Source organism: Mycobacterium sp. 1245111.1 (genome assembly GCF_001673405.1).
Lineage (GTDB): Bacteria > Actinomycetota > Actinomycetes > Mycobacteriales > Mycobacteriaceae > Mycobacterium.
In genome coordinates, this window is sequence record NZ_LZLV01000096.1 from 1 (window position 1) to 22622 (window position 22622).

General features: G+C 65.4%; 22 protein-coding genes. 14 read left to right on the forward strand and 8 right to left on the reverse strand.

Going from position 1 to position 22622, the window contains the following annotated elements:
- Positions 1 to 579: L,D-transpeptidase (locus A5658_RS13855; RefSeq protein ID WP_067335724.1), on the forward strand; the 579-nt coding region annotated here is incomplete at its 5' end.
- 24 nt (positions 580 to 603) lie between these two features.
- Here the strand turns inward: A5658_RS13855 and A5658_RS13860 are convergent.
- Positions 604 to 1089 carry a nuclear transport factor 2 family protein gene (locus A5658_RS13860; protein WP_156751461.1) on the reverse strand — a complete coding sequence of 162 codons (486 nt, stop codon included), beginning with the start codon at positions 1087 to 1089 and terminating at the stop codon, positions 604 to 606.
- 65 nt (positions 1090 to 1154) lie between these two features.
- Here A5658_RS13860 and A5658_RS28450 point away from each other — a divergent pair, with 65 nt between their 5' ends.
- On the forward strand, positions 1155 to 2819 hold the full coding sequence (locus tag A5658_RS28450; RefSeq protein ID WP_067335726.1) for a serine/threonine-protein kinase PknH/PknJ: 1665 nt from the start codon (positions 1155 to 1157) through the stop codon (positions 2817 to 2819).
- Between the two features lie 3 nt (positions 2820 to 2822).
- On the opposite strand, the gene A5658_RS13870 is transcribed toward A5658_RS28450, so the two are convergent.
- Positions 2823 to 3437, reverse strand: a complete 615-nt coding sequence (locus tag A5658_RS13870; RefSeq protein ID WP_067335729.1) for a TetR/AcrR family transcriptional regulator — start codon at positions 3435 to 3437, stop codon at positions 2823 to 2825.
- Positions 3438 to 3475: 38 nt separating this feature from the next.
- On the opposite strand from A5658_RS13870, the gene A5658_RS13875 reads away from it, so the two are divergent.
- The 4 genes from A5658_RS13875 to A5658_RS13890 all read left to right on the forward strand — a co-directional run bounded on the left by A5658_RS13875 (position 3476) and on the right by A5658_RS13890 (position 8108).
- Positions 3476 to 4702 (forward strand): hypothetical protein, encoded by a 1227-nt coding sequence (locus A5658_RS13875; protein WP_067335732.1) that lies wholly within the window; start codon positions 3476 to 3478, stop codon positions 4700 to 4702.
- A gap of 153 nt (positions 4703 to 4855) precedes the next feature.
- Positions 4856 to 6913, forward strand: a complete 2058-nt coding sequence (locus A5658_RS13880; RefSeq protein ID WP_067335735.1) for an Hsp70 family protein — start codon at positions 4856 to 4858, stop codon at positions 6911 to 6913.
- 67 nt (positions 6914 to 6980) lie between these two features.
- On the forward strand, positions 6981 to 7364 hold the full coding sequence (locus A5658_RS13885; RefSeq protein ID WP_067335885.1) for a hypothetical protein: 384 nt from the start codon (positions 6981 to 6983) through the stop codon (positions 7362 to 7364).
- 36 nt (positions 7365 to 7400) lie between these two features.
- A complete protein-coding gene (locus A5658_RS13890; RefSeq protein ID WP_067335888.1) occupies positions 7401 to 8108 on the forward strand; it encodes a cutinase family protein in 708 nt (235 codons plus the stop codon).
- 68 nt (positions 8109 to 8176) lie between these two features.
- On the opposite strand, the gene A5658_RS13895 is transcribed toward A5658_RS13890, so the two are convergent.
- Positions 8177 to 9256: a cytochrome P450 gene (locus A5658_RS13895; RefSeq protein WP_369830523.1), complete on the reverse strand. Its 1080-nt coding sequence runs from the start codon at positions 9254 to 9256 to the stop codon at positions 8177 to 8179.
- Positions 9257 to 9464: 208 nt separating this feature from the next.
- Here A5658_RS13895 and A5658_RS13900 point away from each other — a divergent pair, with 208 nt between their 5' ends.
- The 3 genes from A5658_RS13900 to A5658_RS13910 all read left to right on the forward strand — a co-directional run bounded on the left by A5658_RS13900 (position 9465) and on the right by A5658_RS13910 (position 11650).
- A complete protein-coding gene (locus A5658_RS13900) occupies positions 9465 to 10094 on the forward strand; it encodes a TetR/AcrR family transcriptional regulator (protein WP_067335740.1) in 630 nt (209 codons plus the stop codon).
- Positions 10095 to 10164: 70 nt separating this feature from the next.
- A complete protein-coding gene (locus tag A5658_RS13905; protein WP_067335742.1) occupies positions 10165 to 10845 on the forward strand; it encodes a hypothetical protein in 681 nt (226 codons plus the stop codon).
- Between the two features lie 298 nt (positions 10846 to 11143).
- Entirely contained in the window at positions 11144 to 11650 is a 507-nt protein-coding gene (locus A5658_RS13910; protein WP_067335745.1) for a hypothetical protein, read from the forward strand.
- Between the two features lie 72 nt (positions 11651 to 11722).
- On the opposite strand, the gene A5658_RS13915 is transcribed toward A5658_RS13910, so the two are convergent.
- The 4 genes from A5658_RS13915 to A5658_RS13930 all read right to left on the reverse strand — a co-directional run bounded on the left by A5658_RS13915 (position 11723) and on the right by A5658_RS13930 (position 15823).
- A complete protein-coding gene (locus A5658_RS13915; RefSeq protein ID WP_067335748.1) occupies positions 11723 to 12529 on the reverse strand; it encodes a L,D-transpeptidase family protein in 807 nt (268 codons plus the stop codon).
- A 140-nt stretch (positions 12530 to 12669) separates the two neighbouring features.
- A complete protein-coding gene (locus tag A5658_RS13920; RefSeq protein ID WP_067335750.1) occupies positions 12670 to 13053 on the reverse strand; it encodes an STAS domain-containing protein in 384 nt (127 codons plus the stop codon).
- Positions 13050 to 14126 (reverse strand): B12-binding domain-containing protein, encoded by a 1077-nt coding sequence (locus tag A5658_RS13925; RefSeq protein ID WP_067335891.1) that lies wholly within the window; start codon positions 14124 to 14126, stop codon positions 13050 to 13052. The genes A5658_RS13920 and A5658_RS13925 overlap by 4 nt, the downstream gene beginning before the upstream one ends.
- A gap of 35 nt (positions 14127 to 14161) precedes the next feature.
- On the reverse strand, positions 14162 to 15823 hold the full coding sequence (locus A5658_RS13930) for a PP2C family protein-serine/threonine phosphatase (RefSeq protein ID WP_067335753.1): 1662 nt from the start codon (positions 15821 to 15823) through the stop codon (positions 14162 to 14164).
- 171 nt (positions 15824 to 15994) lie between these two features.
- Here A5658_RS13930 and A5658_RS13935 point away from each other — a divergent pair, with 171 nt between their 5' ends.
- From A5658_RS13935 to A5658_RS13955, 5 genes are all read left to right on the forward strand, one after another.
- Entirely contained in the window at positions 15995 to 16393 is a 399-nt protein-coding gene (locus A5658_RS13935) for a Zn-ribbon domain-containing OB-fold protein (RefSeq protein ID WP_067335757.1), read from the forward strand.
- A 26-nt stretch (positions 16394 to 16419) separates the two neighbouring features.
- Positions 16420 to 17631, forward strand: a complete 1212-nt coding sequence (locus tag A5658_RS13940) for a thiolase family protein (RefSeq protein WP_067335759.1) — start codon at positions 16420 to 16422, stop codon at positions 17629 to 17631.
- 27 nt (positions 17632 to 17658) lie between these two features.
- The gene (locus A5658_RS13945) at positions 17659 to 18267 is read left to right on the forward strand and encodes a TetR family transcriptional regulator (RefSeq protein ID WP_067335761.1); all 609 of its coding nucleotides are present in this window, start codon (positions 17659 to 17661) and stop codon (positions 18265 to 18267) included.
- A gap of 177 nt (positions 18268 to 18444) precedes the next feature.
- Positions 18445 to 18873 (forward strand): MmpS family transport accessory protein, encoded by a 429-nt coding sequence (locus A5658_RS13950; protein ID WP_197503121.1) that lies wholly within the window; start codon positions 18445 to 18447, stop codon positions 18871 to 18873.
- Positions 18870 to 21770 (forward strand): RND family transporter, encoded by a 2901-nt coding sequence (locus A5658_RS13955; RefSeq protein ID WP_067335763.1) that lies wholly within the window; start codon positions 18870 to 18872, stop codon positions 21768 to 21770. The genes A5658_RS13950 and A5658_RS13955 overlap by 4 nt, the downstream gene beginning before the upstream one ends.
- A gap of 4 nt (positions 21771 to 21774) precedes the next feature.
- Here A5658_RS13955 and A5658_RS13960 read toward each other — a convergent pair whose 3' ends face one another.
- Positions 21775 to 22578 (reverse strand): mycofactocin-coupled SDR family oxidoreductase, encoded by an 804-nt coding sequence (locus A5658_RS13960; RefSeq protein ID WP_067335766.1) that lies wholly within the window; start codon positions 22576 to 22578, stop codon positions 21775 to 21777.
- Positions 22579 to 22622 lie beyond the last annotated feature (44 nt).

A 22622-nucleotide genomic window follows, 5' to 3' on the forward strand; every position in this document is an offset into this window, starting at 1 on the left:
GCAGTCGGCGCACCTTGGTTTGCTCCGTCGGTAGGCAACGCGACACAGGTGATTTCCGTTGTCGGGACTGGCGGTTCGGGCGCGAAAATGGACATCTACCAACGAAGCCCCGCCGGCTGGCAACCGGTCGAGGCCGGCATCCCGACGCATATCGGATCGGCAGGCCTTGCGCCCCAAGCCAAGAGCGGTTACCCCGCAACGCCCATGGGAGTCTTCGCCCTGCCGTTCGCATTCGGGACGGCGCCCAATCCCGGTGGCGGTCTGAAATACGTTCAGGTGGGGTCGAATCACTGGTGGAACGGCGATGACGGCAGTCCCACATTCAACACCATGCAGGTCTGCAACAAGGCGCAGTGCCCGTTCGACACCAATGCCAGCGAGAATCTCCAGATCCCGCAGTACAAGCACGCGGTCGTGATGGGCGTCAACCCAAACCGGGAGCCCGGCAAGGGTGCGGCATTCTTCTTTCACACCACCGACGGCGGGGCGACCGAAGGCTGTGTCGCGATCGACGATGCCAAGCTGGTGCAGGTGATTCAGTGGCTGCGCCCCGGCGCGGTCATGGCGATCACGCAGTAAGCGGTTGCGCCCCAACGATTTTAGCTAGAGAGCCAGCGCACAGCCCGGCGTGATCTTGAAGTCCAGGTTCTTCAACGACAACGTGGCGTCGTAGGTCCGGTCATAGCCGACGGTGCTGAGCCGCCATCCGTCCGGAGTGCGGCGATACCGATCGTGATAAAAGCCCGCACCGATCAGCATGAAATCGAACTCGGCCACGATCACTTTGTCCTGCAGGTACCATATGCCGGTTGCCTCGTCGCCGTTCACCTCGATCTCCGGATGGGTGACGCGATGCTCGGTGATGACGTTGGCCGGCAGCGACGACCGCATGTACTCGACGAGATCGTCGCGGTTGGTGAAGTGGTGCTCTTCACCCATCGACGAGCCGTAGTCGCCGACGACATCTTCGGTGAGGGTGTCGGCGAAGTCGTCCCAGTGTTTGGTGTCCAATGCACGCAGATAGCGGTACTTGACCCGTTCTATCGCAGCGACGTCGGCCAGCCGGGCATCGTGTCCTTGGGAGCTCATCTCGTCATTCCAGCACATGCCGCCGGGTATCCTCCGGGCAACCGAGACGAAGGACACACGCCAGCATGTTGAGCCCCGGTTCGATCTTCGCCGGATACCAGATCGAGCGGGTGCTGGGCGGCGGCGGAATGGGCACCGTGTATCTCGCACGCAACCCCGACCTGCCGCGCAGCGAGGCGCTCAAGGTACTCAATCCCGAGCTGTCCAGCGACGAGGATTTCCGGGCTCGTTTCATCCGGGAGGCCGAAGTTGCCTCGGCGCTGGACCATCCCAACATCGTGTCGATCCACCGGCGCGGCGAGTTCGAAGGCCAGCTGTGGATCGCGATGCAGTTCGTGGACGGCACCGACGCGAATGCCGCGCTCAAAGCGGGGACGATGACGCCGGCGCGGGCCGTGCACATCCTCCGCGAAGTCGCCAAGGCGCTGGACTATGCGCATCAGCACGGCGTGGTACACCGCGACATCAAGCCGGCGAATTTTCTGCTGTCCGGGCCGATCGGACCCGACGAGCGGGTGTTGTTGGGGGACTTCGGGATTGCGCGTGCCTACGACGATCCGGCGTTGACGACCACCGGATCGGTGACGGCGACCGTGGCCTACGCGGCACCCGAGGTGCTGGCCGGCCAGCCGTTCGACGGCCGGGCTGATCTGTATTCGTTGGCGTGCAGCCTATTTCGGTTGTTGACCGGACGTCCGCCGTATCCGACCGCCAACGGATCGGCCGCGGTGATCGCCGCGCACCTGCACGCGCCGCCGCCGAAGGTCACAGACGTGGTGCCCGCCTTGTCCGCGGAGATGGACCAGGTGATCGCCACCGCGATGGCCAAGGACCCGTCTCGCCGGTTCGCTTCGGCGCGCGCTTTCGCCGACGCGGCCACCGAGGCCCTCAACGACCAACTGGGCTCGACCACGGCGCCCTGGCAGGTGACGACGCCGTTGACTCACGGTGCGCCGCAGTGGGGTCAGCACGGACCCGGGCCCTATCCGGCCTCGGCGGTCCGTCAAGGCCCGCGGCTGGGCGCGGTGGTCGGCGCCATCGTCATCGTGGTTGCCGCGCTGGTGGTCGTGGGGGTACTGGCCACCAAGTCACGTCCACCCGCTTCGCCGGCGTCCACCGGTGCATCAACGGCGACCGGCCCTAGCGGCCCGCTGAACAGCACGGCGTTGTCGGGTCTGCTACTACCGCCCGAACAGGTCGCCGGAATCATCGGAGCCGCCGAGCTGGTTCAGGAATCGTTCGCCGACTCGGTGATCGACGACTCACAGAAGTTGCTGCAGAAGGACTGCATCGGCGTGATGGCACCGGCGCAGCATCTGGTGTACGCCGACGCGGGGTGGACCGGCGTGCGATCGCAGGCGCTGCGCAACGCCGGCGAGGGCCCACGCATCTATGCGGTGATCCAGGCGGTGATCAGCTTTCCGACCACCGATGCCGCCAAAAAGCTTCTCGCCGACCAACAGTCGCAGTGGGCCAGCTGCTCGGGCCGCACGTTGTCGCTGGCGTTCCCCACGCCGCCGACCCCCCAGCTGTGGACCGCCGGCACACCGACCGACATGGACGGCACGATGACCATGACGCAGACCCTGAAGGACGGCGGCGGCATGCAATGCCAGCGCGCGCTGGGTGTGCGCAACAACGTCGCGATCGATGTCTCGGCCTGTCGCTACGACATCGCCGAGCAGGCACTCGACATCGTGCACGGGATCGCCGCGAAGATTCCCGGCTGACACTCAACCCAGGTAGTGGGTGACCATCTCGATGAGCGCGCGTCGCTCCCGCTGCCAGTCGATCGGGGTGCCGATGATCATTTGCGCCAGTACCACGCCGCGCAGCGTTGCCCAAATCACGTCGGCCACACCGTCATTGGCGGGGTCGTCGGTGATCAGCCGGCCGAGCTGGCCGATTGCGGTGTTCATTTCCATAAGGTGGTGCCGCGACGAGCCGCCCGGTCCGTCGCGGTTGGCGCGCAGGATCTCCAACGCCGCCATCGACGTCGGGCTGCTATAGCAACTCCAGGCGATGTCCACCACGACCTCGATGCGCTCCCGCATCGGCAGTTCGGCGACCTCGGCCGACGAGAGGCTCTCGAGCAGCCGGGCCACCCCGTCGTCGACGACGGCCATCAGCAGGCCGTTGCGGTCGCCGAAGTGGTACTGGATCACGCCCCACGTGACGCCTGCCCGTTCGGCGACATGCTTTGCCGTCGCGGCGCCGTAGCCCTCTTCGACGATGCAGCGGACGGTTTCGTCGATGATCTTCGCGCGGGTGTCATCGCCCCGTTTACGGGGCGCGCTGGTCCGTCGAGTGGGGCTGACGGGGGCCTTCTGGCCTGCGACGATAGACATTGTTGACTTTATAACATAGTCGGCTCTATTTTTGGGCGGTGAGCCCATCCCGCTATGCCCAGCTGTCCCGCGAGCAGCTCGCCGTTCTGCTTCCCGAGCTGCTGCTGATCGGTCAGATGATCGACCGCTCCGGCATGGCCTGGTGCATCCAGGAATTCGGGCGCGAGGAGATGGTGCAGATCGCGATCGAGGAGTGGGCCGGCGCCAGCCCGATCTACACCCGGCGTATGCAGCGCGCGCTGAACTACGAAGGTGTCGACGTACCAACGATTTTCAAGGGCCTACAGCTCGACATCGGCGCACCGCCCCAGTTCATGGACTTCCGTTACACCATTCACGACCGCTGGCACGGCGAGTTTCACCTCGATCATTGCGGCGCGCTGCTCGACGTCGAGCCGATGGGTCACGACTACGTGTTCGGAATGTGTCACACCATCGAGGATCCGACGTTCGACGCCACGGCCGTCGCGACCAATGCGCGCGCGCAGGTGCGTCCCATCCATCGCCCGCCCCGGGTGCCGTCGGACCGGCACCCGCACTGCGCGTGGACGGTCATCATCGACGAGTCCTATCCGCCGGTCGAAGGTATTCCGGCGCTGGACATCGTGGCCGAAACACGGGCTGCGAATTGGGAACTCGACGCGATCGACCGCTCCGACGAAGGGCTGGCCGACTACTCGGGTCCGGTGGTGTCGGACTTCGATTTCGCCGCCTACTCGCATTCGGCACTGGTGCGGATGGCCGACGAGGTGTGCCTGCAGATGCATCTGCTGTACCTGTCGTTCGCGATCGCGGTGCGAGCCCGCGCGGGATCGGACGTCAAGCTCGCCGACTCGATCTGCACTCGCCAGCTGATCGGCGTCGCCGGCCTCGGCGCCGAGCGCATTCACAAGGCGCTGGGTCTTGCCGACGGGATCGACGGCGTGAGAAAGGTTTTCGAGCTGCACCCGCTGTTCAACCCGCGGGGTTACGTCAACACCGAGGTGGGGGACCGGCTCACAGTCCACCGGTCTCCGGCGCACGACGACGCCGCTTGGATTTCGCTGTGCTCGCCGGAGTCGGTCCAGCCGCTCCAGGCGATCGCCACCGCGATCGACCCTCATGTCGAAGTCCGGATCACCGGCACCGGCACCGACTGGACCGCCGAGCTGTCCGAGACCGATTCTGCGGCACCAGAGCTGCCCGAAGTTTCGATCGCCAAGGTCAGCGGAGGCGCGACCTTCGAGTTTCGGCCGCGGCGTTCGCTGCCCCTGACCGTGGTCTGACCCGACTCGATCTGTCAAGCCGTCGGCTGTCTCACTTCGGTGACGCAACCGCATCGACCGGGTACCGATGATGTTGTGCCCGATGGGCGTAGCGCAGTCCGCCGTTATCGTTGACGCTGGCCAACGAACGCGCCCAACGAAAGTATTTGAGTTATGTATGACCCGCTGGGGTTATCGATCGGGACCACAAACTTAGTCGCGGTGCGCGGCGGCAATCCGCCCGTCTCGCGTCGCGCCGTGTTGACGCTGTTCCCGGACCGCGCGCCGGAACTCGGTGAGCCAGTTGATAACCCGGACGCCGATGACACCGGCACGCTGATGACCGGTTTTGTCGAGCGAGTCGGCGGGTCGAAGCCGCTGAGGTCTGCCGACGGTTCCACCCATGATCCGTCGCTGCTGCTGGTCGAGGCGCTGGACGCATTGATCAACGAGGCCGGTGGGGAAGCCGCGACCTCGAACATCACGATGGCCGTTCCGGCGCACTGGGGTTCGGATGCATTGCGGGGTATGCAAGGCGCGTTGAACACCCACGCGGACTTCGTCCACGGCGGTATCGCGCCCCGGTTGGTGCCGGACTCCGTCGCGGCGCTGACCGCGCTGAACTCCGATTCCCGCTTGCCCGACAAGGGCGTTGTCGCGCTGCTGGATTTCGGCGGAAGCGGGACCAGCATCACTCTGGCCGACGCCGCATCCGACTTCACTTCGATCGCCGACACGCTGCGCTACGAAGAGTTTTCCGGCGACCTGGTTGACCAGGCGTTGATGGTGCACGCCCTGGACAACGCCGGCCGCGGCGGCACCGTCGATCCGGCCAGCACCGGAGTTGTCGGGCGATTCGCGGGGCTGCGCCATGAATGCCAGCTGGCCAAGGAGCGGTTGTCGAGCGAAACGACGACCGAACTGGCGCTTGAGCTGCCCAGTCAGCACACCCGCCTGAAGATCAGTCGAAGCGAGCTCGAACGCCTGATCGACGAGCGGCTCGACGGCGTGCTCGCCGCATTCGACGACATGTTGCGCCGCAACAGGATTCGCAGCAAAGACATCGCTGCCGTTGCGATGGCCGGCGGTACAGCCAAGATTCCCCTTGTCGCCCAGCGTCTTTCGGCACACACCAAAGCCTCTGTGATCACCGCCGTGCAGCCCGCGCTCGCGACGGCGGTCGGCGCCGTGAAGCTCTCGGCGCGCCAACCGATCGCGCAGCGCGACGCGGACCGCGAAGAGGCGACTATCGCAACGCTGGTAGGCGCCGCCACCGGCAGTTTCGCGACCTCGACCACAGAGATGGCCGGCAGCGGGCGATTCGTCGCGCCCACCGACGTGATCGGCACCTCCACTGGCGCGTTCTCGGCGTCGACCGGCACATTCGACATCCCCACCGCCGGAGCACTTTTCGACGATCCGTCGGAACGGCTGACGGAGCTGGCGTGGTCGCAGGCCGACGATTCCGACGACGAGCCGGTCCTGTACACCGGCGAGCCGTACGACATCGACGACAACCGTGCGACGCCGTCGCAGCTGATGCAGCTGCCGAGGGTCGAGCCGGTCGAGCCGGTGCGGCTGCGCGGAACGCGGTTGCCCCAGCTGTTCCTGGGGCTCGCGGCGCTGGTGTCGATGGTTGCGATCGGCGGGGTGGCCTTCACGTTGACCAGCAGCAACCGGGCGCCGACGGTGCCGAGCAGCAGCACGACGGCGCCGCCGCCGCCGCTGAGCTCCCAGCTGCCGTCGTCGAGCGCGATTCCGCCTCCTCCGCCGCCCACCAGCGAGGTGCCGGCGCCGCCTCCCAGCACCGAAGCGCCGCCGCCGCCGCCCGCGCCCGCTTCGGCTCAGGCGCCGGTCGAGACGTACGTGCCGCCTCCTGCGCCGCGCACCACGGCGCAGGCCACCACGACGACCGTGCCCCAGCCGACGACCACGACGCCGCAGGCGACGAGCACCACCCCGACCACGACGCCGCCCGCGCCGCCACCCCCGTCGTCGAGCACCTCCACGGCGCCGGCGATGACGACGACCTACCTGAACCTGCCGTTCGTGCCGGTACCGATCCCGGTTCAGGTGCCCGAGGGCCAGGGCGGGGCCCAGCAGCAGCCGCAGCAGCAAAACCCGTACCAGCAGCAGAATCCGTACCAGCAAAGCCCCTACCAGCAGAATCCGTACCAACAGAGCCCGTACGGGCCGCAGTACCCCTACTCGGGCCCCGGGTACGGCTACTAGGGCGTGGCGTAAGCCGATCGAAATGCGCACACTGGGTGTATTCGGTGTGAGCAGCCAGGAGGCCGCAATGGACGACGACGGTCGGTTCGGATTCGAGCCGGAAGACTTCGAACACATACTTCGCGACGCGACCGAAGGTCTCCGGGAGGTCTTCGAGGGAGTCGGCCGGTTCCTCACCTTCCCCAGCGACCGGGCAGGGTGGTCATCGGTCTTCGAGGACCTCGCGCGACGCACCCGAACCAGGCCCGAGACCGCCGGTGAAGCCGGCGACGGGGTGTGGGCGATATACACCGTGAGCGCCGACGGCGGCGCCCGCGTCGAGGAGGTGTACGCCACCGAACTCGACGCCCTGCGGGCCAACCAGAACAACACCGACGCCACCCGCAAGGTGCGCTTCCTGCCCTACGGCATCGCGGTCAGCGTCCTCGACAACTCTGACGAGACGTCGTAGCGGCACGTGCGCGCTCTTTACGCCACAATGGGGACCATGTCCCCAAGCCTGATCGGCCGTTTTCTTTTCGCAGCACTGATTACCGTCGGCACACTGTTGAGTGCGCCCGTACCGATCGCCGCTGCGCAGCCATGTCCTGATGTCGAAGCGGTGTTTGCCCGCGGTACTGGCGAGCCGCCCGGCGTCGGCGGTATCGGTGAGCCGTTCGTCGATGCGTTGCGGACCGCGGTCGGGCCGAAGTCGCTGGATGTGTACCCGGTCAACTACGAAGCCAGCAGCGACTTCTCGGACAAGATTCAGTTCGCCCAGAGCGTCGTCGACGGCATCAGGGACGCCGGCAACCACATCGAGGCCACCGCGGCGAACTGTCCCAAGACCCGGATCGTGCTGGGGGGATACTCTCAGGGCGCGGCGGTGGCCGGCTTCGTCACGTCGGCAAAGATCCCCGATGGCGTTCCGGCGGAGTACGTTTCGTTCCTGCCCAAGCCGATGCCGGCGGAGATCGCCAACCATGTCGCCGCGGTCACGCTGTTCGGGGAGCCATCGCCGCAGTGGTTGCAGAACTACGGCGCGCCGGTCGTCACCATCGGTCCGCTGTATGCCCCCAAGACACTTGCCCTGTGCGCAGATGGCGACACCATTTGCAACGGCGATCCCGGCGGCCTGCCCAGCTTCGCCCACGCCTCATATCCGGTGAACGGAATGACCCAGCAGGCAGCGGATTTCGCCGCCAAGCATCTGTAGGAGTCAGTCGGGCCGGTTCGCCATGACCGTGATCACGGCGACCTGGTCGTCGAACCGCAGGTCGTCGCTCACCAGGTGACCGGTAGTTCTTTCATGCCATAGATATCGGCGTCCTTGAACTTCAGCTCGTCCACCGGTACCGCGAGCCGCAACCCGGGGAGCCGACGCGCCAACGTCGAGAATGCCACCTGCATTTCGACCCTCGCGAGGTTGGCGCCGATACACTGGTGGGCGCCGTAGCCGAATCCCAGATGCCCGCGGACATTTCGTTGGATGTCGAACTTTTCCGGGTGATCGGCGAACTGAGTGTCCCAGTTGCCGGCGGGCAAGTTCATCAACACCCGCTCCCCGGCGCGGATCAACTGTCCACCGATCGTCAGGTCTTCGAGAGCGATGCGGTCGACTTGCGCGTGCACGATGCTCAGATAACGCATCAGTTCTTCGACCGCGCGCGCGACGACGGCGGCGTCGTCGGTCTGGCCGAGTAGTTTGAAAACATCCGGATGTTCAAGCAGCGCAACGGTTCCCAATGAGATCATGTTGGCGGTGGTTTCGTGGCCCGCCTGCATCATGATCACGGCGTTGACGGCGACGGTGTCGCGAGTGAGTTGTCCACTCGCGACATAGTCGGTCAGGAGGCGGCTGATCAGGTCGTCGCCGGGTTCGCGCTCTTTACGTGCCACCAACTCCTGGATGTAGAGGTACATCTCGCCGAACCCCCGCACGCGGTCCTCCTCGGTGGAATTGACGTCCAACCCGGCGGCGGTGTTGTGCTGAAAAAGCTCGAGGTCTTCCGGTGGAACGCCGAGTAGCAACGCGATCGCCAGCGACGGCACCGGCAGGCCGAAGTCGCGCACGATGTCGGCGGGCGGTCCGGTGTCGATCATCTTGCCTAGGTAGTCGTCGACCAGTTCTTGAATCCGCGGCCGCATCGTTTCGCAGCGCCGAAAGGTGAATTGGTTGGTCATCATGCGTCGCAGTCGCTGATGCTCGGGATCGTCGATACGCGCGAAAACGGCTGGCTTACTTTCGTCTTCCGACGGCGTGGCTAGATCTGGCAAGGTCTCGGCGGACAACCGCGGATCGACCAACGCCGTGCGGATGTCCTGGTAGCGGCTGACGCTCCAGACGGGCCGGCCGTTCCACATGGCCCGCCGCAGACCCGGCTCTTCGCGCCAGCTCTCGAATTCGGCGGGCGGCGCGAGCGGGCACCGCGCGGCGCGTTGCATCGGGAGTACGGGCAAATCGGAAGTCGCTGTGGTCACAGACCCCCCATTAAGTGTCAGTTGGCTGCCAATTGCTCACGAGCGTAAAAGCCGGCCTATTGGCAGTCAACTGTCAGTTACGCTGAGGATCATGACCGCGGTGAGCGAACGGCCGTTGCGCGCCGACGCCGCACGCAATGCCGAGCGGATCCTGCGGGCCACCCGCGATGCTCACCACGAACTCGGTCCCGAGGCGCCCATTGAGGCGATCGCCCGTCGGGCCGGCGTCGGCGAGCGGACGCTGTACCGCAGGTTTCCAAGCAAGGCCGAGCTGGTCCGGGCAGCTCTTGACCTGTGCATCGCCGAAGACCTCACGCCGATCATCGAGTCGGCCCGTGGCGCCGCTGACCCGCTGGACGGCCTCGCACGACTGATCGACGCGGCGATATCGCTGGGCGCCCGCGAACACCACTTGTTGACCGCCGTGCGCAGGGCCGGCTCCCTGACCTCGGACGTCTCGACCGCGCTGAACGACGCGCTCGCCGAGCTTGCCGAGCGTGGCCAGCGCGCCGGTGTTGTCCGGGCCGACCTCGCCGCCGCCGACCTGCCACGGATGCTCGCGATGCTTTACACCGTGCTGCAGACGATGGACAGCGGCAGCGACGGCTGGCGCCGCTACGTCGCACTGATGCTGGATGCCATCTCGGCGGGTGAGCGCCGTCCGCTACCACCGGTCGCCACCTTGCGTTTTGAGCCGGAATCGAGCGGCTGGCCGATCTAAAGCAGGTGCTTCACCTGCGGCGTCGTTATCTGATCGTGACTATTTCGCGATTTCCTCGTAAGCTGCTGCGGTGCCTCGCCACAAGTTAGCCAGCGGTAGGCGTAAATCGCCGGCAGTGATGGCTGCGGTTGCCACACCGCTTGCCGTCATATTTGCCCTCGGTGGCAGTGCCCACGCCGGGGACCACCACGGCAAGGCCGCCTCGGCTGCCGAGGACGCCACGTCGTGTTGCCACCTGCAGCTGACGGCCGCCACGCCGACGGCATCGTCGTGGTCCGGGCCCGCCGTGCAGACCAACGGCCCGGACGCCGACACCGCGCCCGCCTCACGTGCCTCGCGCTGGCACGTCGCGGCCAGGAACGCCCCCCAGGTACTGATAGCCGACGTCGCTCCGGAACGCGGCCTCCAGGTCAAGACGATCCTGGTGGCTCGCACGATCAGCGCCATCTTCCCCGAGATCAAGAGCATGGGCGGCGTCCGGCCGGATGCCCTTCCGTGGCATCCGCGGGGTCTGGCGATCGACGTGATGATCCCCAACCCGTCGAGCGCGGCCGGCATCGCCCTCGGAAACCAGATCGTCGCGTTCGCGCTCAAGAACGCGGACAAGTTCTCGCTGCAGGATTGCATTTGGCGGGGGACGTACTACACGCCCAGCGGCCCGTCGGGGTCCGGCTACGGCCATTACGACCACGTGCACATCACCACGCACGGTGGGGGATATCCGACCGGCCACGAAGTCTACGTTCGCTGAGGTACGCGTTAAGTCACGGGGCCGCAACGCTTTCGACGCTGTTTTGTGATGTAGCGCATCAATCATCAAGGGCTGGTGCAGATTTCGGCTTGCCGCTATGCTTACCTGGACATTCTTCGCCGGCTGTCCAATAAACCGGATGAAACGTCTCTATTTGGAAACGGTGCGGTGCGGCGTGGTGCGCGTTGAACATGGGTCCACTAAAAAAGAGGTGGCCGCAAGAAACGCGGTTGCGGTGCGACTGCACCGGTGTTGATCTGCAGGCTCCCGCCTGGCGGTGAAGAGAGAGTTGACGACGATGACTGACCGATTCAGCATCAAAGTTGTTGCCGGCGTTGGATTATGCGGCGCAGCACTGGCACTAAGTCCGCTTGCCGGAGCGACCCCGTTGAAAACAGGTGGCGGCGCGTGCATGTACGGCGCGGCCGGTGAAGTCGCTGCGGCACCCGTTGCGGTACCCGGTGCGGCGGCCGCTGCGGCACCGTGCGCACCCGTGGGCGCTGCGGTGACGGACATGGCCGGTGCGCCACTGCCCGTCGGTGCTCCCGTCCTCGGTGGTGCGCCGATTCCTGGCGGGCTTCCGTTCCCAGCGGGCGCTCCGATTCCCGCCGGTGTTCCGGCCGGAGCGGGAGCCCCACTGCCAGTTGCGGTTCCGGCCGGCGCCCCCCTGATTGCGTTGGGCGGCGTGCCCGGTGCGCCGATCGCCGACATGGCCGGTGTCGCGGGTGGTAAGGGGGCGCCGACGGGTGCGGCACCGACGAGCGGCCCGACGCCCGGCGACCCCCTGCCGGCTGGGCCGGGCTGAGCGAAGCACCAAAAGAGCCCCCGCATCACGCGGGGGCTTTTTTGGTGCGCCGGACGAAAAGGGTTGCGCCCCTTATTCCTTGACTATCACCGGGTCCCCGATCTTGGCGGTGTTGAAGTACCACTCGGCGTCGGCTGGGCTCAGGCTGATGCAGCCGTGGCTGACATTCTCACGTCCGAGGGCATTGAGCGCCCACGGGGCGGCATGCACGAACAGCCCGCGACTGCTGATGCGGGTGGCGTACTCCACCGGGGTCTTGTAGCCCTCGGGATCGGTGACCGGGACGCCGACGCTGCTCGAATCCATAATCACCGTGCGCTCTTTCGACAGCACCGTGTAGAGACCAACCGGCGTCGGAAAGTGTGGCCGGCCCATCGAGGCGGGCAGGACGCCTGGTTCGCCGTAGTGAGGTTCGTGGTGTGGTGTCGGCAGCTGCTGTGAGGGACCGCTCGCAACACCGTCGACGCTGACCGTGAACGTGTGGTCGGAGATGTCGGCAACGCCGAGCACTGCGGGGCCCGTCGTGATCTCGGCTGAGGCGCCGCCAACCGATAATGCAATCGTGCGGTGCGCCGGCCAGAAGCGGTCTGGAACCCATTGTGCGACTTCATCGTTGAGCCATTCGTACTTGCCGGTCATCGACGGCGACGAGGTTACGTGAACCGATCGCTCCGCCGCGGTCCGGTTGAGCACGGGTGAGCGGAACGTGATGACGACCGGGTGTGCGACACCCACGACCTCGCCCACTGTCGGCCCGATCGAGGCGATCGGGAATCGGAACGACTGGTCCGACGCGGCCAGGCTGACGCCCGACGGGCCTGCCACGACCGACGCGGCGGTGCCAGCCGCCAGCAGAACAGACCGAAAAACCGCGCGCATCAACCAATTCCTTTGGTAGACCCAGTTGTAATAGCGATCCTAGGCGGGTCCGGAATATTGGACCCGCAAGGGCGCGTTAGCAATTCGGTAAAGCGTCGGTCACGTTTCGGCTACGGCCTGCGAGAACGGGGCGCAGAGCCTCAGCGGGCCTGCGACTCGCCAGAGCTAGCCTGGCCCACCAGGTTTGGATCGCCGGCATCCGCAGCGTCATCGGCGGGCACGAAATGATCGAACAGTCCGGTTACCTGCAGGACGCGATCGAGGAACGGAGGGCGATGGTCGAGATGCAGCGCGACGCCGGATTGGGTGGTGCGGCGGTGCAGAAGCAGAAGACCCGACAGCGCCGCAGAGTCCAGGAACGCCGTCTCGCTGAAGTCGAGGTGCAGATCGCTCATCTCGTCGTGTTCGGTGAGCAATTGCGTTGCGACGTCGACGAGGTCGTCGGTGGTTTGGTAGTCGAGGTCTCCAGCGATTCGAACGGAGGCCATCCGGGGCGCGGTGGTAATCGTCAGGTGATAGGTCATGTATGTAATTGGGGGTCGGTCGCCGAACCCTTCTCGTCGGCGAGGGCGGTCAGTGCAGCACTTAACAGACGTTGGCTGCGTGGAAATTCGTGCAGTTGCTTACCCAACAGCTCGAGGGTGGGAAACAACGTCGCGGCTGGGACGCCGCGGGAAGTGAGAATATCTGCGGTCCAGGTGATGAAGCCGCGGAACAGCTCGTCGTCGTCGGTATACAGACCGGCCACCAGAAAGTCGATGACGTGGGCGATGTCTTCGGCAGCTCGCTGCCGCTGCTCCTCGGTGTAGTCACGCATGGCGGGGATGCGGTCCTCGAGGGCGGAGATGGTCTCCTTGACGAGTTGCCGCGAGGTCTGGCTGACCGTGGTGTATTCCTGGTCGATCAGGTGCGGCAGGTCGTCGACGGGTTGCCGGTTGGTCGCGAGATGCGTGCAGAGAAATCCTTCGTCCAGCAGTTCCGCCGCGGCCCGGGCATTCGGGGCCCACCCATCGGCGCCGAGCTGTGCGGCGTAGCGACCGTCGCCCCCGAACGCCGCCCCGCCCACCAGCACGGCCACGCCGGCAGCCTGGCACGCGGTGATAGCCGCGTGCGCCGTCGGCAGTCCCGTCGGAACGGAGCAGGAAAGCGCGACGGCGTCGGGGCCGCGTTGGTGAAGATGCGCGATCAGGTGTGGGGTGGGCACTTGCGCGCCGAGGAAGTCGACCTCCCAGCCGCGCAAGCGCAACGTCTCGGCCAGCAGCCGTGCCGGCAAGGCGTGCCACTCCCCGTCGACGCATGCCACCGTCACCCGGCCGGCCTCGACGGACGAACGGCTCGCGGGGTGTTGCGCCAGCGCCGCGATCACCCGATCGTTGATCGCGGAGGCCGCATGCTCCTGGGCGACGGTGATACGGTTCCCGGCCCACTCGATGCCGACTTTGCGCTGTACCCAGGCGATGACGTCGAGCAGGATGTCCTCGGGCCGCATGCCAGCGTCGGCTGCGGCGAAAACCGCCGTCACGGCCGCATATTCGTCGCAGTCGACGACAGCTTCCCACAATTGCTCGCGGACTAGCGCCTGGTTTGTGTCACCGATGGCCGGGGAGTTGGCGGTACCGACGTCGGGAACGCTCAAGCCGTAAACCTTCCCCGGGTGTGGCCGTCGACGGCGCTCAAGTGCGTGCGGCGCGGGGCGGTGATGGCCACGACCGCGATGTCGTCGTGAACCCGCTGTCCGACCCACTGGGTGGCCAGCATCATCACCCGCTCGACCACTGCTGTGGCCGGCAATCCACCGCACTCGGCGAGCGCGGAGGCCAGGCGTTCCTCGCCGAACATGTAATCGCCGAGCGGGCCGCCGCGGGCCTCGGTGACTCCGTCGGTGTAGAGCACGCAGGTCTCGCCGGGCGCCAGCGTCGTCTCGAACGATTGCGCCTCGATGGTCGGAAGAGCGCCGATCAGCGTGCCACGGGTGTCGGCCTGCTCCACCCGCCCGTCGTCGCGAATGATCAACGGGGGCAGATGGCCCGCGCTGGTCAGGCGGACCATCACGGAACCGTCGCAATTGGCAACCGACGCCAGCACCAGGGTGGCGAACCGGGCGTGCTCCACCGACAGCATTGCGCCGTTGAGTAATTCGAGGACGGCGCGGTGATCGGCCGCCAGCGGCGTCAATGCCTGCAGCGTGTTGCGGATCTTGCCGGTGAGCATCGCTGCCTCGAGGCCTTTACCGCACACATCGCCGAGCACGACCAGCGTCTCGCCGTCGGGCGTCGCGGCGGGATGGACGTCGTAGAAGTCGCCGCCGACGACTTCGTAGTCTTCCGAAGCCCGATACGAGCCCGCGAATTCAATCCCGTGGACCGGCTGCAACTGCGGCGGCAGCAGGTCGCGCATCAGCGTGCGGGTAATCGCGGCCTGGTCGGCGTAGAGGCGCGCCGCGGACAAGGCCGCACCGGCCCGCGCCGCGAACAACCGCGCCAGCACCTCGTCGCGCTCATCGAACTCGGCTTCCTCGGCATTCCGCAGCAGCAGCAGCGCCCCGGCCGAGACGCCATGGCCGGGCAGCGGGGTGATCAACGCCGACCGCACCGGCCCGGGAAAGCCGGTCGGAATCAACCAATCCGGCAGCGTGGCCGCGTCGATCCAGCGCGAGGGTACCGGCGGGAATCCCCGGAGCGCTTCACTGAGACCCGGCACCGAAGCGGGATCCGCGTCGACGCTGCGCTGTTCCGCCGCCCCGGCGCGGTCGCAGTAAAAGATCGGCATTCGCCGGCCGCGGCCGGCGGGTGCAACGACGACAGCCGCGTCGGCCAGATCCCGGGCGGCCAACAGCGCCGTGGCTTCGCGGCAGCGGTCGATGTTCAACGAGGCCATCAGCACCGACGACGCCTCGAGCAGGAACTCGGCGCGCTCGTGCTCACGGGTCAGCGCATGCTGGGCTTCCCGCAGCACGTGGCCGGTGTCCTCGACCAGCGACCACGCCACTTCTCCGCTGGGCAGCGCGGCGTGGTGGGCTTCGAATTTGCGGCCGCCGACGGGCCCGCCGGCGTTGAACGATTCCCGACTGTGGGGTGTCTGTGAGGGCGCGACCAGCCGCATGTGGACCGGCGAGAGCCAATCGACGGCCGCTTCCAGCTGACTTCCCAGGGCGGCCGACGGGAGTAGCTCTTGCGCCGACGCGCTCAGCGCACTGATGACTCCGGTCTGGTCGACGACGAGAGTGGGACACGCGACGTAGGTCCAGAGCGATTCGTGGTCGGACTCAACCTGTGCCGCAGCCCCGTCGCGCATACCCAAATCGACCTAAAGATTGTCGTGTCTTCTTAACTATCGTCAGCGAGGAGTTTACGCACTTCGCTTGTCGCGGCGGAAGTCTCGCTTTTCGCTGGACCGATCTTGATATTCGGCATCGTTGTTTGAACCGAACTCGCTACCGTCGACACTACAGACAACGGAGGTGTTATGGCGGGCAAGATCCCCTTGGTCGACTATTTGGTGCTCGACGACGGCGATCCGCACCTCGTCGCGCAGGAATGCGAAAACTGCGGCGCCCGATTTTTCGATCGGCGTAACGCCTGCGCCGGTTGTTTCGCGTCGGAATTCCGGATGGTCGCGGTGCCCAGCGAGGGCACCGTGCGGGCCTTCACCATTGTCACTTTTGCCGCACCCGGCATTCCGACCCCATTCGTCGCTTCCGTCGTCGACTGCGACGGCACCCAGGTGCGCGCGAATTTGGTCAACGTCGAGCCCGATCCCGAGCACATCCGTGACGGCATGAAAGTGCGACTCACGACATTCCCGATCGGCACCGACTCGGCGGGCACCGAGGCTGTCGGCTTCGGCTTCGAGCCCGTGAACTGACGATTCCCAGGAGCAAGGAGTAGCCCATGAGCGCCAGCGACGACATTTGGATCCTCGGTATCCGGATGACCAAATTCGGCAAGCACGCCGACAAGGACACCGTTGATCTCGCGGCCGAGGCGGCGACGGGTGCGCTTGCCGATGCGGGGGTGACGATGGCCGACATCGGCGTGATTGCCGCCGGAAATCTGATGGCGGCCAACGCCGGAATTGGGCAGCAGTTGCAAAAGCAGATCGGTCAGACCGGTATCCCGGTCTACAACGTGGCCAATGCCTGCGCCACCGGTGCGACCGCGCTGCGGACCGCGATCATGGCAGTCAAAGCCGGGGAGGTGAAGTACGGCCTCGCGGTCGGAGTGGAAAAGCTGTCCGGCGCGGGATTGCTCGGCGGTGCGGGCACGAAGAAAAAGGATTCCGACGTCTGGGAGGCCAAAGGCCGTTACGGCGCGGTGGCCCCGATCGACGGGCGGATCGGCACCGAGTCCATGCCCGGCGTGTTTGCTCAGATCGGCACGGAATACGGCCACAAGTACGGCGGCACCAGCTTCGAGTTGTTCGCCAAGATCAGCGAGAAAAACCATGCCCACTCGACGCTGAATCCACTGGCGGCGTACCAGAAGAAGTTCACCCTCGAGCAGATCATGAACGACGTGATGATCGCGTACCCCAACACGCGGCCGATGTGTTCGGCCAACTGCGACGGCGCCGCGGCCGCGGTGGTGTGCAACGGCGAGACGTTGAAATCGCTGTCATTGCAGCAGCGCAAGCGGGCGGTGAAGGTCGCCGCGTCGATCCTGACCACCGACCCGTTCGAGGACGGCTGTCAGGTGCTGCCGAACGTCAACACGCTGACCCGCAACGCCGCGGCGACCGCCTACGAGCAGGCCGGTATCGGGCCGGGCGACCTCGACCTGGTGGAGTTGCACGACTGCTTCGCCACCGCCGAGCTGGTGCACTACGACAACCTGATGCTGTGCGAAATAGGTGGGGCCGCAGACTTTTTCAACAGCGGCGCGACGTGGCGCGACGGCTCGACGCCGGTCAACGTGTCGGGCGGGCTGCAGTCCAAGGGGCATCCCATCGCGGCGACGGGAATCGCGAACATCTGGGAGATCTGCCACCACCTGCGCGGCGAAGCGGGCGACCGGCAGATCGCCAACGCCAAAGTCGGGTTGGCGCACGTGATCGGCCTCGGCTCGGCGTGCGGCGTCCACATCCTGGAGAAGTCGGCGGCGTAACCGGATGGCCTCGTGTCACCATGAGGTATGGCCACTGAGATAGGTCTGCGCGAACGCCGTCGCCGGCAGACCAGCGCGGACATCCGTGACGCCGCGGTGCGGCTCACGCGCAAACGCGGCTTCGACAAGGTGACCGTCGACGAGATCTGCGCCGCGGCCGGCGTCTCGGTGCGCACGTTTTTCAACTATTTCCCGAACAAGGAATCCGCGATCGCCTACGGCCCCTCGGACATACCGGAGGAACTGGTCGACGAGTTCGTCGCCGCCGGCCCGGCCAAGTATTCGGTGGTGTTGAACGAGCTGATCATGCTGGCCGCTCACCACCTCCGGGACATGCCGCCGGACCGCGAACAGGCCGAGACCTGCCTGGAACTCGCCAAGACGGCACCCGCCATGCTGTCGGCGTTCCTGGCCGATCTGGAGCGTTTTCAAAATCACCTGATCGACGTCGTCGCCCGTCGACAGGGCATGAAGCCCGACGACGAGATCCCGGCGGTGATCTCGGCGCTGGCTCTGACCGCCATCCGATCCGGTATCGAGCGCTGGACGCAGGGCAAGCCGGAGGACGCCGACGACACGCCCTTGCCGTACGTCGAGCGGGCCGCGGCGCTGGTCAACAGCATTTTCACAAAGTGATTTGACCCACTAACAGAAAAACTTGCACATTCTGCAAAATGTGCACATGATGTAGCAATGCTCGTGCGGGCGCACCGGAGCGAAACGTACCCGGTGTGCCAGTGTGATGAATCCGTCTGCGACGCAGGCTTATTCGTGCTGCCCGCGATCTGACCGGGAGGGACCCAGCAGGTGCAGATGTCCAAGCTGATCCGCAACGCATGGTTGCCGCTACTGATCGTCGCGGTGCTGGTGGTGGGTGGCTTCGCCGTGACGCGGGTGAAGTCGTTCTTCGGCGCCCACGACACCGGAGCGCTGACCACGACCAAACTCGACGACTCCAAACCGTTCAAGCCGAAGGTCGTGAAATACGAGATATTCGGCCAGGCCGGCCACGCCAACGTGAATTACCTGGATCTCAGCGCCGATCCGCAGCGGGTCGACAACGCGCCGCTGCCCTGGACGCTGGTGCTCAAAACGACTGCGCCATCGGTGTTTCCGAACATCGTGGCGCAAAGTGACGGTGATTTCATCGGTTGCCGCATCACCGTCGACGATGAAGTCAAAGACGAGAAATCCAACACCGGCGTGCACGCCCTGACCTTCTGCATGGTGAAATCGGTATGAGCACAGTGTTTTCCGAGGCGCACACGGACCAGATCCCGGTCGCCAAGCATGCCGCCCGCGAACGGATACCGCACTTCATCCGCACCTTCGCAGTGCCGATCATCATCGGCTGGATCGCGCTGATCGCCCTGCTCAACGTCATCGTCCCGCAGCTCGAAGAAGTCGGGAAGATGCGCTCGGTGTCGATGAGTCCCGAGGACGCATCGTCGGTGATCGCCACCAAGCGCGTCGGCGAGGTGTTCAAAGAGTACAAGTCGAACAGCGCGGTGATGATCGTCCTGGAGGGTCAAAAGCCACTCGGCGCCGACGCGCACGCGTACTACGACCAGGTCGTCAAAAAGCTCGAGGCTGACCCCAAACACGTTGAGCACGTTCAGGATCTGTGGAGTGATCCGCTGACCGGAGCGGGTGCGCAGAGCAACGACGGCAAGGCCGCCTACGTGCAGGTATACCTCGCCGGTAACCAGGGCGAGGCGTTGGCCAACGAGTCGGTCGAGGCCGTTCAGCAGATCGTCAAAAGCGTTGCGCCGCCGAACGGCGTCAAGATTTACGTCACCGGGTCGGCGGCGATGTCGGCCGACCAGAACATCGCCGGTGACCGCAGCCTGCAGGTGATCGAAACCGTCACGTTCGCGGTCATCATCGGGATGCTCTTGATGGTGTACCGCTCGGTCATCACCGTGCTCCTGACCTTGGCGATGGTCGTGTTGGAACTCGGTGCCGCCCGTGGATTGGTGGCATTCCTGGGCTATCACAAGGTGATCCTGCTCTCGACGTTCGCCACCAACCTGTTGGTGACCCTGGCGATCGCCGCCGCCACCGACTACGCGATCTTCCTGATCGGTCGCTATCAAGAGGCGCGAGGCAAGGGTGCGTCGCGTGAGGACGCCTACTACGAGATGTTCTCCGGTACCGCCCACGTGGTGCTCGGGTCCGGGCTGACCATCGCCGGCGCGACGTTCTGCCTGCACTTCACCAACCTGCCGTATTTCCAGACACTGGGCATTCCACTGGCGATCGGGATGGTCGTGGTGGTGGCCGCCGCGTTAACCCTTGGCCCCGCGGTGATTTCGGTGGCCTCGCGGTTCCGGCAGACGCTGGAGCCACGGCGGAACACCCGCATTCGCGGCTGGCGCAAGATCGGCGCCGTCGTGGTCCGCTGGCCCGGCCCAATCCTGGTTGCGACGATCGCGGTGGCCCTCGTCGGGCTGCTGACGCTGCCCGGCTACCGCACCAACTACAACGACCGCAACTACCTGCCGGCCGATCTGCCGGCCAACTCCGGTTATGCCGCCGCCGATCGGCACTTCTCCCAGGCGCGGATGAATCCCGAACTGCTGATGATCGAAACCGACCACGACCTCCGCAACTCGGCGGACTTTCTGGTGATCGACAAGATCGCCAAGGCGATCTTCCGGGTCCCGGGAATTGGTCGCGTGCAGGCGATTACGCGACCGGAGGGAACGCCGATCGAGCACACCTCGATCCCGTTCCAGATCAGCATGCAAGGCGTCACCCAGCAGCTGAACCAGAAGTATCAGATGGATCAGATGGCCGACATGCTCAAGCAGTCGGACGAGATGCAGACCACGATCGACAGCATGGAGAAGATGTCTCGGTTGACCAAGCAGATGTCCGACGACATGCACATCATGGTCCAGAAGATGCATTCGATGACCATCGACGTCTCCGAATTACGGGATCGGATGGCGGATTTCGAGGACTTCTTCCGCCCGATCCGCAGCTACTTCTACTGGGAAAAGCACTGTTTCGACATCCCGGTGTGCTGGTCTTTACGGTCGGTCTTCGATGGGCTGGACGGCATCGACACGATGACCGACGACATCGAGAGCCTGCTGCCCGTCATGGATCACCTCGACACCCTCATGCCGCAGTTGAGCGCGATGATGCCCGAGATGATCGCGAACATGAAGGACATGAAGAAGACGATGCTGACCATGTATCAGAGCCAGAAAGGCTTGCTGGATCAGCAAGTTGAGTCGCAGAAGAACTCGACGGCGATGGGCAAGGCCTTCGACCAGTCCAAGAACGACGAGTCCTTCTACCTTCCCCCGGAGACGTTCAATAACGCAGAATTCAAGCGGGGCATGAAGAACTTCATCTCGCCGGACGGTCACGCGGTGCGGTTCATCATCAGCCACGCCGGCGATCCGATGACCGAAGAGGGTATCTCGCACATCGACGCGATCAAGAATGCGGCCAAGGAGGCTCTCAAAGGCACGCCGTTGGAGGGCTCGACGATCTACCTGGGCGGTACCGCGGCCACGTTCAAGGACATGGCCGACGGCAGCAACTACGACCTGCTGATCGCCGGAATCGCTTCGCTGTGCCTGATTTTCATCATCATGCTGATCATCACGCGAAGTGTGGTGGCGTCGGCGGTGATCGTGGGAACCGTGTTGCTGTCACTCGGCGCGTCGTTCGGTTTGTCGGTCCTGATCTGGCAGCACCTGATCGGGATCGAGTTGCACTGGATGGTGCTCGCGATGTCGGTGATCATCCTGCTTGCGGTGGGCGCCGACTACAACTTGCTGCTGGTGTCGAGGTTCAAGGAAGAAATCCACGCCGGGCTGAACACCGGGATCATCCGGTCGATGGGCGGCACCGGATCGGTGGTCACCTCCGCCGGATTGGTGTTCGCGTTCACGATGATGACGATGGCGGTCAGTCAGTTGACGGTGATCGGACAGGTCGGCACCACGATCGGCCTCGGATTGCTGTTCGACACGCTGATCGTCCGGTCACTGATGACGCCGTCGATCGCCGCGCTGATGGGCAAGTGGTTCTGGTGGCCGCAAGTCGTCCGACAGCGGCCGAAGCCGTCGCCGTGGCCGGCGCCGCTGGAACGGAAGGACCACGCCGTCGTAAATGCTTGATGCATCAATGAATTCGGGCGCTGCCGCCGAGGCCGATCTCGAGCACGCTGCCGGTGATCACTCCGGGATCGGTGACGAGGTAGAGCACGCCGCGGCTGACGTCTTCGGGCTGCAGCCACGGCTGCGGGATCGGGTTGGCCTTCATCATGCGGCGCACCAGCTCGTCGGGGATGTCGTCGCCGCCGGCGGGTTGCACCATCGGGGTCTGCGTGGTGGTCGGGCAGACGACGTTGATCGTCACGCCGTCCTTGGCGACTTCCAGCGCGGCGGATTTCGCCAAGCCGATGACGCCCCATTTGGTGGCGTTGTATGCGGCCAGGTCGGGGATGCCCATCCGGCCGCCCATCGACGACGTGACGACGATGCGGCCAAATCGCTGCTGCCGCATCACCGGTATCGCCGCACGCAGGGTGTGGAACGCGCCGGTCAGGTTGGTGTCGACGAGCTGCTGCCACATCCCGTCGCTGACCTCGTCGAGCGGTCCGGTACTGACGATGCCGGCGTTGGCGACCACGATGTCTAGGCTGCCGAGGTCGGCGACGGTCTGCGTGACCGCGGCGTTGACCGCGGCCGCGTCGCGCACGTCGAGGGTCAGCGGCACGCAGCGCCGACCCAGTTCGTCGACCAGCTTGGCGGTTTCGCGCAGGTCGTCCTCGGTGCCCAGTGGATAGGTCAGATCGGCCATCGCTCTCGGAGCGTCGGCGACCACGATATCGGCGCCCTCGGCGGCCAGCGCTAGCGCGTGTGCGCGGCCCTGCCCGCGCGCTCCGCCGGTGATCAAGGCAACGCGTCCATCCAATGCACCCATAGCGGACGAAGTTACCAGCCGGATATTCGCCTGCCGCTAGCTTT